14 protein-coding genes are annotated in these 12,799 nt (G+C 72.4%); 5 read left to right on the forward strand and 9 right to left on the reverse strand.

What is annotated here, in order from left to right:
* The first annotated feature begins 84 nt into the window (after positions 1 to 84).
* On the forward strand, positions 85 to 822 hold the full coding sequence (locus ACFW47_RS19280; protein WP_386286342.1) for an FAD:protein FMN transferase: 738 nt from the start codon (positions 85 to 87) through the stop codon (positions 820 to 822).
* Between the two features lie 81 nt (positions 823 to 903).
* Here ACFW47_RS19280 and ACFW47_RS19285 read toward each other — a convergent pair whose 3' ends face one another.
* From ACFW47_RS19285 to argC, 5 genes are read right to left on the reverse strand one after another with little or no spacing between them, the layout of a single operon-like run.
* On the reverse strand, positions 904 to 1,443 hold the full coding sequence (locus ACFW47_RS19285; protein WP_073730882.1) for an arginine repressor: 540 nt from the start codon (positions 1,441 to 1,443) through the stop codon (positions 904 to 906).
* 7 nt (positions 1,444 to 1,450) lie between these two features.
* Positions 1,451 to 2,656: an acetylornithine transaminase gene (locus tag ACFW47_RS19290; RefSeq protein WP_386306411.1), complete on the reverse strand. Its 1,206-nt coding sequence runs from the start codon at positions 2,654 to 2,656 to the stop codon at positions 1,451 to 1,453.
* Entirely contained in the window at positions 2,653 to 3,555 is a 903-nt protein-coding gene (gene argB / locus ACFW47_RS19295) for an acetylglutamate kinase (protein ID WP_386306412.1), read from the reverse strand. Before argB ends, ACFW47_RS19290 begins: the two co-directional genes overlap by 4 nt.
* On the reverse strand, positions 3,552 to 4,703 hold the full coding sequence (gene argJ / locus ACFW47_RS19300; protein WP_386286192.1) for a bifunctional glutamate N-acetyltransferase/amino-acid acetyltransferase ArgJ: 1,152 nt from the start codon (positions 4,701 to 4,703) through the stop codon (positions 3,552 to 3,554). Before argJ ends, argB begins: the two co-directional genes overlap by 4 nt.
* Entirely contained in the window at positions 4,700 to 5,728 is a 1,029-nt protein-coding gene (argC, locus tag ACFW47_RS19305) for an N-acetyl-gamma-glutamyl-phosphate reductase (protein ID WP_386286191.1), read from the reverse strand. The genes argJ and argC overlap by 4 nt, the downstream gene beginning before the upstream one ends.
* Before the next feature lie 48 nt (positions 5,729 to 5,776).
* Here argC and ACFW47_RS19310 point away from each other — a divergent pair, with 48 nt between their 5' ends.
* Positions 5,777 to 6,007 carry a hypothetical protein gene (locus ACFW47_RS19310; RefSeq protein WP_386306413.1) on the forward strand — a complete coding sequence of 77 codons (231 nt, stop codon included), beginning with the start codon at positions 5,777 to 5,779 and terminating at the stop codon, positions 6,005 to 6,007.
* Here the strand turns inward: ACFW47_RS19310 and ACFW47_RS19315 are convergent.
* Positions 5,994 to 8,480, reverse strand: coding sequence for an alpha-L-arabinofuranosidase C-terminal domain-containing protein (locus ACFW47_RS19315; RefSeq protein WP_386306414.1), 2,487 nt, complete (start codon positions 8,478 to 8,480; stop codon positions 5,994 to 5,996). The genes ACFW47_RS19310 and ACFW47_RS19315 overlap by 14 nt on opposite strands.
* A 135-nt stretch (positions 8,481 to 8,615) precedes the next feature.
* Between ACFW47_RS19315 and ACFW47_RS19320 the strand changes: the two genes are divergently transcribed.
* Positions 8,616 to 9,062: a DUF6314 family protein gene (locus ACFW47_RS19320; protein ID WP_272590714.1), complete on the forward strand. Its 447-nt coding sequence runs from the start codon at positions 8,616 to 8,618 to the stop codon at positions 9,060 to 9,062.
* Here ACFW47_RS19320 and ACFW47_RS19325 read toward each other — a convergent pair.
* From ACFW47_RS19325 to ACFW47_RS19335, 3 genes are all read right to left on the reverse strand, one after another.
* Positions 9,041 to 9,637, reverse strand: a complete 597-nt coding sequence (locus tag ACFW47_RS19325) for a histidine phosphatase family protein (RefSeq protein ID WP_386286187.1) — start codon at positions 9,635 to 9,637, stop codon at positions 9,041 to 9,043. The genes ACFW47_RS19320 and ACFW47_RS19325 overlap by 22 nt on opposite strands.
* Positions 9,638 to 9,710: 73 nt before the next feature.
* A complete protein-coding gene (locus ACFW47_RS19330; protein WP_386306415.1) occupies positions 9,711 to 10,151 on the reverse strand; it encodes a GNAT family N-acetyltransferase in 441 nt (146 codons plus the stop codon).
* Between the two features lie 47 nt (positions 10,152 to 10,198).
* The gene (locus ACFW47_RS19335; RefSeq protein WP_386286185.1) at positions 10,199 to 11,644 is read right to left on the reverse strand and encodes a PLP-dependent aminotransferase family protein; all 1,446 of its coding nucleotides are present in this window, start codon (positions 11,642 to 11,644) and stop codon (positions 10,199 to 10,201) included.
* Here ACFW47_RS19335 and ACFW47_RS19340 point away from each other — a divergent pair.
* Both ACFW47_RS19340 and ACFW47_RS19345 read left to right on the forward strand, forming a co-directional pair.
* Positions 11,643 to 12,569 (forward strand): DMT family transporter, encoded by a 927-nt coding sequence (locus ACFW47_RS19340; protein WP_386306417.1) that lies wholly within the window; start codon positions 11,643 to 11,645, stop codon positions 12,567 to 12,569. The two genes, ACFW47_RS19335 and ACFW47_RS19340, sit on opposite strands and share 2 nt — an antisense overlap.
* A gap of 30 nt (positions 12,570 to 12,599) precedes the next feature.
* Positions 12,600 to 12,794 (forward strand): DUF1918 domain-containing protein, encoded by a 195-nt coding sequence (locus tag ACFW47_RS19345; protein WP_386286183.1) that lies wholly within the window; start codon positions 12,600 to 12,602, stop codon positions 12,792 to 12,794.
* The last annotated feature ends 5 nt before the right edge of the window (positions 12,795 to 12,799 follow it).

Consider the following 12,799-nt stretch of genomic DNA (forward strand, 5'->3'; position numbering starts at 1 on the left):
AGTCCGCCCTGGACAAGGCCGGTGGTTGATCCGGTGGCCGAGTCCGCACAGGCTCCCGCCGCGGTACGCCGGGTGGAGGAGACGATGGGGACCGTCTTCTCCTTCGACGTCCGCGGCGGGGAACCCACGGCGGTACGGGCCGCACTGGACGAGGCGGTGGCGGGACTGCGCCGGGCCGACGAGGTGTTCAGCACCTATCGGGAGGACAGCGAGGTCTCCCGGCTGGCGCGCGGTGAGACGACTCTCGCGGAGTGCGTGCCCGAGGTCGCCGAGGTGCTGGAGCTGGCCGCGGAGGCGGAGCGGGTGAGCGACGGCTGGTTCAGCGCCTCGTACCGGGGGCGGCTCGATCCGACGGGGATCGTCAAGGGCTGGGCCGTGGAGTGCGCCGCCCGGCGGGTCGCGGCGGCCGGTGCGAGCGGGGTGAGCGTCAACGGCGGCGGGGACGTGCAGTTGCTCGGGACGCCGGGGGCCGGGCGGCCGTGGCGGGTGGGCGTGTCGGACCCGTTGCGCCCGGGCGGGCTGGCGGCGGTCGTGTCAGCGGCCGGCGCGGCCGAGCTGGCGGTGGCGACGTCCGGCACGGCGGAGCGGGGCGCGCACATCGTCGACCCGCGCACGGGGCGCCCCGCGGTGACCGACCTGGTGTCGGTGACGGTGGTGGCGGCGCGGCTGACGTGGGCGGACTGCTGGGCGACGGCGGCGTTCGCGATGGGGGCGCGGGAGGGGTTGCGGTGGTTGGAGGCGCTGGACGGGGTGGAGGGGCTGTTGGTGACGGCGGGGGACGAGGTGCGGTGCACGGGAGGTTTGGCGGGATGGCTGGGGTGACTGCACCCCCAGGGGCGCGGGGAACTGCGCGACCAGCCACCGACCACCCGCACCCGCCCCCGGTACCGGCCGCCGCGGCGCTCACCCCCCGTTCTGGGCCAGCCGCAGCAAATGGTCCGCCAACGCCTGCCCACCCGTCGGCTCCCTGCTGATCAGCAGCAACGTGTCGTCACCCGCGATCGTGCCCAGGATGTCGTGCAGTTCCGCCTGGTCGATCGCCGACGCGAGGAACTGCGCCGCCCCCGGAGGGGTCCGCAGGACCACGAGGTTCGCCGAAGCCTCCGCGGAGATCAGCAGCTCCGCGGAGAGCCGCCGCATCCTCTCCTCCTTCGCCGACTCCCCGAGCGGCGCCCGCGGGGTGCGGAAGCCGCCCTCGCTGGGCACCGCGTAGATGAGGTCGCCGTCGTTGTTGCGGATCTTGACCGCGTTCAGCTCGTCCAGGTCCCGGGAGAGCGTCGCCTGCGTGACGGTCAGCCCGTCGTCGGCGAGCAGCTTCGCGAGCTGGCTCTGCGAGCGCACCGCCTGCCGGTTGAGGATGTCCACGATCCGGCGGTGGCGTGCGGTGCGGGTCTGCGGTACGGCAGGCCCACCGGTCTGCTCGTGCTCCTGCGCCTGGCTCATCGTCGTCTCATTCTCCGGATCGTCCGTCCCCGTGGGCCGCGTGGGCCTGGTCAAGGATGCCGGGCAGCGCCCCGAGGAACGCGTCCACCCCGTCGTCGCCGAGGTTCAGCGGCGGCATCAGCCGTACGACTTCGGGTGCGGGCGCGTTCACCAGGATTCCGGCGTCCTGAGCCGCCTGCTGCACCTGGGGTGCGAGCGGCTCGGTGAGCACGATACCCAGGAGGAGGCCGGCGCCCCGGACGTGGGCGATCAACGGGTGGCCCAGCGCCTCGACGCCGCCGCGGATCCTCTCGCTCTGCCGCTTGACGTTGTCGAGCAGTCCCTCGTCCGCGATGGTGTCGAGGACGGCGAGTCCGGCGGCGCAGGCGACGGGGTTGCCGCCGAAGGTGGTGCCGTGCTGGCCGGGCTGGAGGAGTTCGGCGGCGCGGCCGAAGGCGACCGTCGCGCCGAGCGGGAGCCCGCCGCCCAGGCCCTTGGCGAGGGTGACGACGTCCGGCAGGACGCCCTCGTGGGCCTGGTACTCGAACCAGTGCCCGGTCCGGCCGACGCCGGTCTGCACCTCGTCCAGGACGAGCAGCGCGCCGGTGGCGGCGGTGATGGCCCGGGCCGCTTTGAGGTAGCCCGGAGGCGGCACCACGACGCCGTTCTCGCCCTGGATCGGCTCGATGATCACCAGGGCCGTCTCCTCGGTGACCGCGGCGGCCAGCGCCTGCGCGTCGCCGTACGGCACGTGGGTGACGTCGCCGGGCAGCGGCAGGAAGGGTGCCTGCTTGCCGGGCTGGCCGGTGAGGGCGAGGGCGCCCATGGTGCGGCCGTGGAAGCCGCCGTCGGTGGCGACCATGTGCGGCCGTCCGGTCAGCCGGCCGATCTTGAAGGCGCCCTCGTTGGCCTCCGCGCCGGAGTTGCAGAAGTAGACCTTGCCGTCGCGGCCGAAGCGCTGGAGCAGCCGTTCGGCGAGCGCGACGGGCGGCTCGGCGATAAAGAGGTTGGAGACGTGGCCGAGGGAGGCGATCTGCCGGCTCACCGCCTCGACCACGGCCGGGTGGGCGTGGCCGAGCGCGTTGACCGCGATGCCGCCGACGAAGTCCAGGTACTCCTTGCCGTCGGCGTCCCAGAGCCGGGCGCCCTCGCCGCGCACGAGCGGCAGGCGCGGCGTGCCGTAGTTGTTCATGAGCGTGCCCTGCCACCGCTCGGTCAGCTCCGCGTTGCTCACGGCTCCCCCTGTCCGTCCGGCACGACCATCGTGCCGATGCCCTCGTCGGTGAAGATCTCCAGCAGGATCGAGTGCTGGACCCGGCCGTCGATGACGCGGGCGGTGGTGACGCCGTTGCGTACGGCGTGCAGACAGCCCTCCATCTTCGGCACCATGCCGCTGGACAGCTCGGGCAGCAGTTTCTCGAGCTGCGCGGCGGTGAGGCGGCTGATCACCTCGTCGGAGTTCGGCCAGTCCTCGTACAGGCCCTCGACATCGGTGAGGACCATGAGCGTCTCGGCACCGAGCGCCGCAGCGAGTGCCGCAGCCGCCGTATCAGCATTGACGTTGTAGACATGTCCGTCGTCCTGGGAACGGGCGATCGAGGAGACGACCGGGATGCGGCCGTCGGCCAGCAGCGCCTCGATGGCGCCGGTGTCGATCTCGGTGATCTCGCCGACCCGTCCGATGTCGACGGACTCGCCGTCGATCTCGGGCCGGTGCTTGGTGGCGGTGATGGTGTGCGCGTCCTCGCCGGTGAGACCGACGGCGAGGGGTCCGTGCTGGTTGAGCAGTCCGACCAGCTCGCGCTGCACCTGCCCGGCCAGCACCATCCGTACGACGTCCATGGCGTCCTCGGTGGTGACGCGCAGGCCGGCCTTGAACTCGCTGACGATGCCGGCCTTGTCGAGCGCCTTGCTGATCTGCGGGCCGCCGCCGTGCACGACGACGGGCTTGAGACCGGCGTGGCGCAGGAAGACGACGTCCTGGGCGAAGGCGGCCTTGAGGTCCTCGTCGACCATGGCGTTGCCGCCGAACTTGATGACGACGGTCTTGCCGTGGTGCCGGGTCAGCCAGGGCAGTGCCTCGATGAGGATCTGGGCCTTGGGGAGCGCGGTGTGCTTCCTCGTCGTACTCATGAGCTGTACGCGCTGTTCTCGTGGACGTAGTCGGCGGTGAGGTCGTTGGTCCAGATCGTGGCCGTGGCGTCGCCGGCTGCGAGGTCGGCGACGATGTGGACCTCGCGGTAGCGCATGTCGACCAGCTCGCGGTCCTCGCCGACGCCGCCGTTCTTGCAGACCCAGACGCCGTTGATGGCGACGTTGAGGCGGTCGGGCTCGAAGACGGCGGAGGTGGTGCCGATGGCGGAGAGCACGCGGCCCCAGTTGGGGTCCTCGCCGTGGATGGCGCACTTGAGGAGGTTGTTGCGGGCGATGGTGCGGCCCACCTGGACGGCGTCGTCCTCGGTCGCGGCGTTCACGACCTCGACCCTGATGTCCTTGCTGGCGCCCTCGGCGTCCCGGATGAGCTGCTGTCCGAGGTCGTCGCAGACGGTGCGGACGGCCTCGGCGAACTCGGCGTACTCCGGGGTGAGGCCGGACGCGCCGGAGGCGAGGAGCAGCACCGTGTCGTTGGTGGACATGCAGCCGTCGGAGTCGACGCGGTCGAAGGTGACCTTGGTGGCGTCGCGCAGGGCGCGGTCGAGGACCTCGGTCTCCAGGTCGGCGTCGGTGGTGATCACGACGAGCATGGTGGCCAGGCCCGGGGCGAGCATGCCGGCGCCCTTGGCCATGCCGCCGACCGTCCAGCCGTCCTTGGTCACGACGGACGTCTTGTGCACGGTGTCGGTGGTCTTGATGGCGATGGCGGCCTTCTCCCCGCCGTGCTCGGAGAGCTGACCGGCGGCCGTCTCGACGCCGGGGAGCAGCTTGTCCATGGGCAGCAGTACGCCGATGAGTCCCGTCGAGCAGACGGCGACCTCGCCCGCTCCCGTCCCGAGCACCTCGGCGGCCTTCTCGGCGGTGGCGTGGGTGTCCTGGAAGCCCTTGGGTCCGGTGCAGGCGTTGGCGCCACCGGAGTTGAGGACGACCGCGGTCAGCTGCCCGCTCTTCAGCACCTGCTCGGACCACAGCACCGGTGCCGCCTTGACGCGGTTGGAGGTGAAGACACCGGCGGCGGCGCGTCGGGGGCCGTTGTTGACCACGAGGGCCAGGTCCGGGTTCCCGCTGTCCTTGATCCCGGCGGCGATGCCCGCCGCCGTGAATCCCTTTGCTGCCGTCACACTCACGGCGCGACTCCGATCGTCGTCAGTCCGGTGGTCTCGTCGAGACCGAGGGCGAGGTTCATGCTCTGGACGGCACCGCCCGCGGTGCCCTTGGCCAGGTTGTCGATGGCGCTGATCGCGATGACGCGGTCCGCGGCGGCGTCGTACGCGACCTGGACCGATACGGCGTTGGAACCGTGGACGGACGCGGTCGCGGGCCACTGGCCCTCGGGCAGCAGGTGCACGAAGGGTTCGTCGGCGAAGGCCTTCTCGTAGGCGGCGCGGACGGACTCGGCGGTGACGCCGGGCTTGGCCTTGGCGGTGCAGGTGGCGAGGATGCCGCGGGGCATCGGCGCGAGGGTGGGCGTGAAGGAGACGGTGACCGGCTCCCCCGCCACGGCGCCGAGGTTCTGGATCATCTCGGGGGTGTGCCGGTGCAGGCCCCCGACGCCGTACGGCGACATGGAGCCCATGACCTCGCTGCCCAGCAGGTGCGGCTTGGCCGCCTTGCCCGCGCCGGAGGTGCCGGAGGCGGCGACGATCACGGCCTCGGGCTCGGCGAGGGCGGCGGCGTACGCCGGGAAGAGCGCCAGGGACACGGCGGTCGGGTAGCAACCGGGCACCGCGACACGCTTGGACCCCTCCAGCGCGGCGCGGGCACCCGGCAGTTCGGGGAGGCCGTAGGGCCAGGTGCCGGCGTGCGGGGAGCCGTAGAACCTCTCCCAGTCGGCGGCGTCCTTCAGCCGGAAGTCGGCGCCCATGTCGATCACCAGCACGTCCGGCCCGAGCTGCTCGGCGACGGCGGCGGACTGCCCGTGCGGCAGCGCGAGGAACACCACGTCGTGTCCGGCGAGCGCCTCGGGCGTCGTCGGCTCCAGCACCCGGCCGGCCAGCGGCAGCAGGTGCGGCTGCAGGGCGCCGAGCTTCTGTCCCGCGTTGGAGTTGCCGGTCAGGGCGCCGATCTCGACCTCGGGGTGTGCGAGCAGCAGACGCAGCAGCTCACCGCCCGCGTACCCGCTCGCTCCGGCCACCGCCGCACGTACCGCCATGACATCCTCCATCCGTGATGGCATGACTATACGTAGCGATGCACGTTTATGCAATCTGTTTCCCGGAGCGCGGCGCCGCCCGTAGCCTCACTCGGCGCCGGCGACGCGTTCCGGGAGATCGTCGCGGACTTCGACCCCGCCGGCGCCGACCCCGGCGACGAGTTCCCGGACGCACCCCTCGTCGCCTGCTGCGTACGGCACCGGGTGCTGAGCGCGCTGCCGTACTGGGAGGGGTGCGTCTCCTGTCACGGGTGGACCTCGGGCGCTACCGCTGCCTGATCCGCAGGAACGTCACCGAGTTCGCCGGGAACGTGTAGGTGAACTCGCTCGCCACCCCGGAGAAGGTGGACCGCACCGGGGTGACCGGGGTGTCCGTCTCCGTGTTCACGGCGTCCTGGTCGGCGGCCAGCGTGGTGACGCGGGCCTTGCGGGCGACCTTCGCGCCGCCGAGGTCGACCGCGGTGCGGGCCGCCGTGTCCTGGGCGTTGACGACCTTGACGATCAGCTCGCCGGTCCGGTCGTCCTCGGTGACGATCTGGCGGAACGGCTCGGCGGGCTTGTCGTCGGTGAAGCTGCCCCACTCCTCGCCGTCGAGGTAGAGGGTCACCTGGCGGCCCCGCACCTTGACGTCGATGTCGTAGGCGCGGCCCGTCTCGATCGAGCCCGCCTTGGACAGGAGCGTCGACTTGCCGCCGTCCGAGGCCTGTTCGACGGCGGACTGGGTGTTGTTCCAGCCGCCCAGGTTCCACCAGTAGTAGTTGCCGGTGTCCTTGACGCCGAAGGCGATCAGGAAGCCCTCGTTGCCGGACTTCTTGGTGGCCCTCACGTGCAGGTCGTAGTTCTGCCAGGCCGGGTCACCGGCCGTGACCATGGTGTTCTCGGCCGCGGTGTCGGTCTGGACGTAAGCGCCGTCCTGGACGGTCCAGGCGCCGGTGCCCGTGTGGGTCCACTGCGACGCGTCGCCGGAGAAGTCGTCGGACAGGAGGGTCTCCCCGTCCGCCGACGTCACCCGCACGTCGTCGTACGCCGCGCTGGTCGCCCACGTCGAGAGGCCGACCGCGCCGGTGATGGGGCCGCTGACGTTCGGGGTGCCGGTCGCCGTGGAGGGGACGACCCGGTCACCGGTGTTGTTCATGAAGAGCTTCTGGACCTCGTAGTTCGCCGAGCCCCAGGACGCGTGGTTGTTGAACCAGATCATGTCCGGGCTCCACTGCACGTAGTCCTCGTTGGCGAGCAGCGGCGCGTAGGAGGCGAGCTTGACGATGTCCGCGTTGCGCTCCAGGCCGGTCATGAAGGCGGCCTCGGACAGCGCGTTCTTCCAGGCGTTGCCCTGGGAGGCGTACTCGCCGAGGAAGACCTCTGGGCCGTTCCTGTCGTAGGAGTCGTAGCGGTCGTTGTTCTGGAGGAACCACTGCGGGCTGTTGTAGTAGTGCTCGTCGACCATGTCGACGCCGGCCTCGCGGTTCAGCTGCCAGGCGGTGTCGAAGGTGGTGCCGGAGTCGTCCGGGCCGGAGTTGGAGATGACGGTGATGTCCGGGTACTTCGCCTGTATCGCGGCGCGGAATTCCTTGAAGCGGGCCATGAACTCCCGGGGGAGGTTCTCCTCGTTGCCGACGCCGATGTGGGTGAGGCCGAAGGGCTTCGGGTGGCCCATCTCGGCGCGCTTGGCGCCCCATTGGCTGGTACGGGGGCCGTTGGCGAACTCGATCAGGTCCAGGGTGTCCTGGATGTGCCGCTTCAGCAGCGCGTCGTCGTCGGTGGCCTGGTTCTGGCCGCAGCCGGTGACCAGGGCGGGTACGACGGGCAGCGGCATGGCGCCGATGTCCTCGGCGAAGCGGAAGTACTCGTAGTAGCCGAGGCCGTAGCTCTGGTTGTAGCCCCAGAAGTTCGCGTTGGTGGCGCGCTCCTCGACGGGTCCGATGGTGTCCTTCCACTGGTAGGACCGTTCACGTTCCCAGCCGGAGGCGGCGCTGTAGTCCTCCATGGAGCCGGTGTTGACCAGGCAACCGCCCGGGAAGCGCAGGAAGCCGGGGTTCAGTGCCTCGATCTTCTCGGCGAGGTCCTTGCGCAGTCCGTTGGGCTGGCCCTTGTAGGTGTCCCGGGGGAAGAGGGACACCATGTCGAGGGCCGCGGGGGCGGTGGTGGCGACGGCGAGGCGGCCGCGGTTGCTGGTGCGGGTCGCGGTGAAGGTGGCGGTGTACTTGCGCCACTCCCCCTCGGCCGCCACCGTGCGCGGTTTCGCGAGGGTGCCCGCCGCGTCCTGGAGGGTGACGGTGAGGGTCGTGCCGCTCTCGGCGCGCACCCACACGGAGAAGTCGTACTTCTTGCCCTTCTCCACGTGGATTCCGGTGTTGTAGCCGCTGTTGGCGACGGAGGAACCGGCTCCCAGGGAGAGGTAGTTGCGGTTGCGCTCGTTGAGGCGGCCGGCGTCGTCGCGGACCTCGGCGGTGCCGTCGGCCGTCCAGGAAGTGAGCGGCGTGTACGAGGCGTTGTCGGCGGTCGAGTACTCGAAGGACCGGTTCTGCACCAGCTCGGCGTACAGGCCGCCGTCGGCGGCCCGGTTGATGTCCTCGTAGAAGACGCCGTACATCGTGTCGTCGATCGCGGCGCCCTCGGCGGACGGGTCGACGGTGATCGTGTAGTCGGGGGCGGCGGCCTCCGCGTGCGCGGGGGACGGCAGCAGGGCGGACGCCGTCAGGAGGGCGGTCGCGCCGAGACCGGCTCTCCAGCGGGTGCGTGACAGGGATGACATGGATACTCCGCGGCTCTCTGTCGTTCGAAATATCGGACATTGGTCAGCACTTCGAACGGCAAGATAGGGAGGGGGTGGAGGCGCGTCAATGGGTCGCGCGGCAACCAGGGGGCCGGAGGCGGAAAGCGGGTGGAAATGGGCGAGTTGTGGCCGGTGCCGGACGTGCTGGCGTTTCTCGCGGGCCGGTGGCGCACCGAGCGGACGGTGCGGGACCTGGCGAGCGGGGCGGAGGGCCGCTTCGAGGGCGCGACGGCGTTCGACGCGCTCGCGGACGGCGGGCTGCTGAGCCGGGAGTCCGGGGCCTTCACCTGGCAGGGCGTGTCCCGCCCCGCCGAACGGACGCTGCGCTACGCACCGGGCACCCGGCCCGGCACCGCCGACGTGCGTTTCGCGGACGGGCGGCCCTTCCACGGCCTGGACCTGACGTCGGGGCGGCACGTGGCGGACCATCCGTGTGCCGCCGACCTCTACCGCGGCGAGTTCACCGTCCGGGACGCGGACCACTGGCGGACCGTGTGGCGGGTCGGCGGCCCCGCGAAGGACCTGCTGCTCGTCACGGACTACACCCGCGAGGGCCCTTGAGCGGGCGCGCCCTCGAAGCGGAGGTTCCAGCGGCCCGCGCGACCCGTGACGGTCGTGGTCGACAGGGGGCGCACGTCCAGGTTCCAGTACGTCGCGGGCGGCGCCTTCAGGACGTAGACCAGGGCGGCCCGGATCACGGACGGCTCGGCCACGGCGACGATGCGGTCGCCGTCCTCGCCTGGGCGCGTGTCGAGCCACCCGCCGACCCGGGTGATGAAGCCCAGCAGCGACTCCCCGCCGTGCGGCGCGGTCCGCGGGTCGGCGAGCCAGGCGTCGACGGCCGCGGGCTCCCGGGCCATCGCCTCGCCGAGGGTCAGTCCGCGCCAGCGGCCCATGTCGCAGTCCCTGAGCGCGAGTTGCACCAGGGGGCGGAAGCCGATCGCGTCACCGGTGGCGCGACTGCGGGGCGTGGGCGAGCAGTAGCGCAGTTCGGCCGCCGCGAGCGGCAGCAGGTCGCCCGCCACGCGCAGTACCTCGTCCCAGCCGGCCTGGTCCAGCGGCCGGTCGTCGTCGAAGCGCTCCGCGAGCAGCGGTGAGCTGCGTGCGGCCGCGACGAACGTGACCCGAAGCGCCATGCGGTGATGGTGCTGCGCGGGGGTCCGCAGGTCAAGGGGTGTTACTCGTGGGTTACCGAGGGTGCGCCCGGGTTCACGGGCCGAAGGTGTGCGCCATCCACTGGTCCGGCCGGTCCAGCGCCGTGAAGCCGAGCTTCTCGTAGACACCGTGCGCGTCGTGCGTGGCCAGCAGGATCCGCCGCAGCCCGTAGGGCCGCAGGTGCTCGCGCACCGCCGCGACCAGTGCCGTGCCGATGCCCTTGCCGCGCACCGAGGGGTCTACGTACACGTCGCACAGCCAGGCGAAGGTGGCCCGGTCGGTGATCACCCGGGCGTACGCCACCTGCTTTGCGGTCAGCTCCTCGTGGACGCCGAAGTTGAGCGAGCCCTCGATGGCGCGGTCCTGCTTCTCCCGGGAGCGTCCGAGCGCCCAGTACGCGTCGGTGGACAGCCAGCGGTGCACGCGTGCGGCGTCGATGCGGTGCGGGTCGGTGGAGATCTCGTAGCCCTCGGGGAGGCCCGGTGTGGGGATCATGCGGGGATGCTCGCAGGGGTGGCCGGGGCGCGTCGAGTCCGCGGGGTTCACGGACGCCGCCCCCACACCTCCGCGCAGGCCGTGCGCAGGCGCCGTACCCCCTCCGCGATCTCCCCGGCGCCGGCCACCGCCGCGAAGCTCAGCCTCAGGTGGGGGGCCGGGGGCTCGGCGCTGAAGTACGGGCGGCCCGGGGTGACGGCGACGCCCGCGCGCAGGGCGGCCGTGGTGAGTGCGGTCTCGTCCGTGCCCTCGGGCAGCCGGGGCCACAGGTGGTAGCCGCCGGAGGGGATGTGCGCCAGCAAGACCTCGGGGAGGTGCAGGCGCAGGGCGGACGTCATCGCGTCCCGGCGGGCCTTCAGCTCCGCCGAGACCGCGCGCAGATGGCGGGGCCAGGCGGGCGAGCCGACCAGCTCCAGCGCCGCCTCCTGGAGGGGCCGGGGCACGAAGAAGGTGTCGACGACCTGGATCGCCCGCAGCCGCTCCAGCACCGGCCCGCGCGCGGCCAGGGCGCTCACCCGGAAACTCGGCGAGGTCGCCTTGGTCAGCGAGCAGACGTGCACGACGACGCCGTCCGGGTCGTCGGCGGCGAGCGGGGCGGGCAGCGGACCCGCGTCCTCGTGCACCAGCCGCCGCACGAAGTCGTCCTCGACGACGAAGGCTCCGGCCGCGCGGGCGATGCTCAGCACCTCGCCGCGCCGCTCGGGCGCGAGCACGGCGCCGGTCGGGTTCTGGAACAGGGGCTGGCAGACGAAGACCCGGGCGCCGGTGGCCCGGAAGGCGTCGGCGAGCAGCGCCGGGCGCACGCCGTCGGCGTCCACGGGGACCGGCACGGGGCGCAGGCCGGCCGCCCGGGCGATGGCCAGCATGCCGGGGTACGTCGGGGACTCGACCAGGACGGCGGTGCCGGGCGGGGCGAGGGCGCGCAGGGCGGTGGTCAGCGCGGACTGGCCGCCCGAGGTGACCAGCACCTCCGCCGCCGTGATGGCCCCGCCGATGCCGCGCGCGAACCACTCCCGCAACTCCGCCAGCCCCTCCATCGGCGGCCGGCCCCACGCACCGGGCCGCCGCCCGGCCCGGGACAGGGCCGCCGCCATCGCCCGCTCCGGCTGCAGCGAGGGGTGCAGGTAGCCGCCGTTGAACTCCACGACGCCGGGCGGCGGGGCGGCCAGCGAGACCAGGACGCCGGAGGCGTCCACCGAGCGCGGTACGAGGTCGGCGGCACCGTCGGCGCTGAGCGCGACCTCCTGCCACGAGGTGTCCCCGCCGGACGTCGCGCAGGGGCGCGGCCGGGCGCGGAAGGCACCGGCGCCGGGCCGGGTGACCACCAGTCCCTCGGCGGCCAGCTGCGCCAGGGCGCGGGAGACGGTCACCGGACTCACCCGGAAGCGATCGACCAGGGCCCGGCTGGAGGGGAGCTTTCCGCCGGGAGAGTAGCGGTCGAGCTCACTCCTCAGCTGGTTGGCCAGGTCAGCGACACTGCTACGCTCTTGCATGAGAGCACAGAGTAGCGCTACCACCCCTACGGCGATAGCAGTGGACGGCCCGGACTCCGCGCCCGGCACCCGCTCCCTCGGCACCCTCCAGGCCGCCCTGGGCGTCGTCGCCTTCTCCCTCACCTTCCCCGCCACCGCCTGGGGGCTGGAAGGCTTCGGCCCCTGGTCCCTCACCGCCGTGCGCTCGATCCTCGCGGCGGTGATCGCCGGGGGCTGTCTGCTGGCACTGCGTGTGCCCGTTCCCGAGCGGCGGCACTGGTTCGGGCTGGCGGTGGTGGGCGCGGGCGTCGTCCTCGGCTTCCCGCTGCTGACCACGCTCGCCCTGCAGACCTCGACGACCGCGCACGCCGCCGTCGTGGTCGGGCTGCTTCCGCTGACCACCGCGCTGCTGTCCGCGCTGCGCATCGGCACCCGCCCCTCGCGCACCTTCTGGATCGCGGCCCTGGCGGGAGCGGCGGCCGTCATCGCCTTCACGGTGCAGCAGAGCGGCGGCGCCCTGACCGCGGCCGACGCCTACCTCTTCGGAGCGCTGCTGGTGTGCGCGGCCGGTTACACCGAGGGCGGACGGCTGGCCCGGGTGATGCCGGGCTGGCAGGTCATCGGCTGGGCGCTGGTGCTGTGCCTGCCGGTGACGGTGCCGATGGCGGCCGTGGCCCTGTCGTTCGAGCCGGTGCACCTGACGGGGCACGGGGTGGCCGGGCTGCTCTGGGTGGCGGTGGGCTCGCAGTTCCTCGGGCTGGTCGTCTGGTACCGGGGCATGGCGGCGATCGGGATCCCGAAGGCCAGCCAGTTGCAGCTGGCCCAGCCGCTGCTCACACTGGTGTGGTCGGTACTTCTCCTGGGCGAGCACCTGACGGTGGCCGCTCCGCTGACGGCCGCGGCGGTACTGGTGTGCATCGCGGTCACCCAGCGGGCCCGGGGCTGAGCGCGGCACACACGTGAGGAGGCCTCACAGATGCACGCAACCAAGGGCGACCAGCTGATCCAGCACGGCCGGGTGGTGGGTGAGCACGACAAGGTCGCGGAGATCGTCGAAGTGATGGGCGAGCAGGGCGAACCCCCGTACCGGGTCCGGTTCGAGGACGGGCACGAGGCGGTGTGCTCGCCCGGCCCCGACTCGGAGATCCGGCACAGGGAGGTCCGGCTGTAGCCGTA

It is taken from the genome of Streptomyces sp. NPDC058796, assembly GCF_042745235.1.
GTDB lineage: Bacteria > Actinomycetota > Actinomycetes > Streptomycetales > Streptomycetaceae > Streptomyces.

What these genes read in the sequence shown, in the direction of transcription:
- ACFW47_RS19280 (WP_386286342.1), top strand. Translation starts at nt 85, where the DNA reads ATGGGGACCGTCTTCTCCTTCGACGTCCGCGGCGGGGAACCCACGGCG.
- ACFW47_RS19285 (WP_073730882.1), bottom strand. Translation starts at nt 1,443, where the DNA reads ATGAGCCAGGCGCAGGAGCACGAGCAGACCGGTGGGCCTGCCGTACCG.
- argB (WP_386306412.1), bottom strand. Translation starts at nt 3,555, where the DNA reads ATGAGTACGACGAGGAAGCACACCGCGCTCCCCAAGGCCCAGATCCTC.
- argC (WP_386286191.1), bottom strand. Translation starts at nt 5,728, where the DNA reads ATGGCGGTACGTGCGGCGGTGGCCGGAGCGAGCGGGTACGCGGGCGGT.
- ACFW47_RS19310 (WP_386306413.1), top strand. Translation starts at nt 5,777, where the DNA reads ATGCAATCTGTTTCCCGGAGCGCGGCGCCGCCCGTAGCCTCACTCGGC.
- ACFW47_RS19315 (WP_386306414.1), bottom strand. Translation starts at nt 8,480, where the DNA reads ATGTCATCCCTGTCACGCACCCGCTGGAGAGCCGGTCTCGGCGCGACC.
- ACFW47_RS19320 (WP_272590714.1), top strand. Translation starts at nt 8,616, where the DNA reads ATGGGCGAGTTGTGGCCGGTGCCGGACGTGCTGGCGTTTCTCGCGGGC.
- ACFW47_RS19325 (WP_386286187.1), bottom strand. Translation starts at nt 9,637, where the DNA reads ATGGCGCTTCGGGTCACGTTCGTCGCGGCCGCACGCAGCTCACCGCTG.
- ACFW47_RS19330 (WP_386306415.1), bottom strand. Translation starts at nt 10,151, where the DNA reads ATGATCCCCACACCGGGCCTCCCCGAGGGCTACGAGATCTCCACCGAC.
- ACFW47_RS19340 (WP_386306417.1), top strand. Translation starts at nt 11,643, where the DNA reads ATGAGAGCACAGAGTAGCGCTACCACCCCTACGGCGATAGCAGTGGAC.
- ACFW47_RS19335 (WP_386286185.1), bottom strand. Translation starts at nt 11,644, where the DNA reads ATGCAAGAGCGTAGCAGTGTCGCTGACCTGGCCAACCAGCTGAGGAGT.
- ACFW47_RS19345 (WP_386286183.1), top strand. Translation starts at nt 12,600, where the DNA reads ATGCACGCAACCAAGGGCGACCAGCTGATCCAGCACGGCCGGGTGGTG.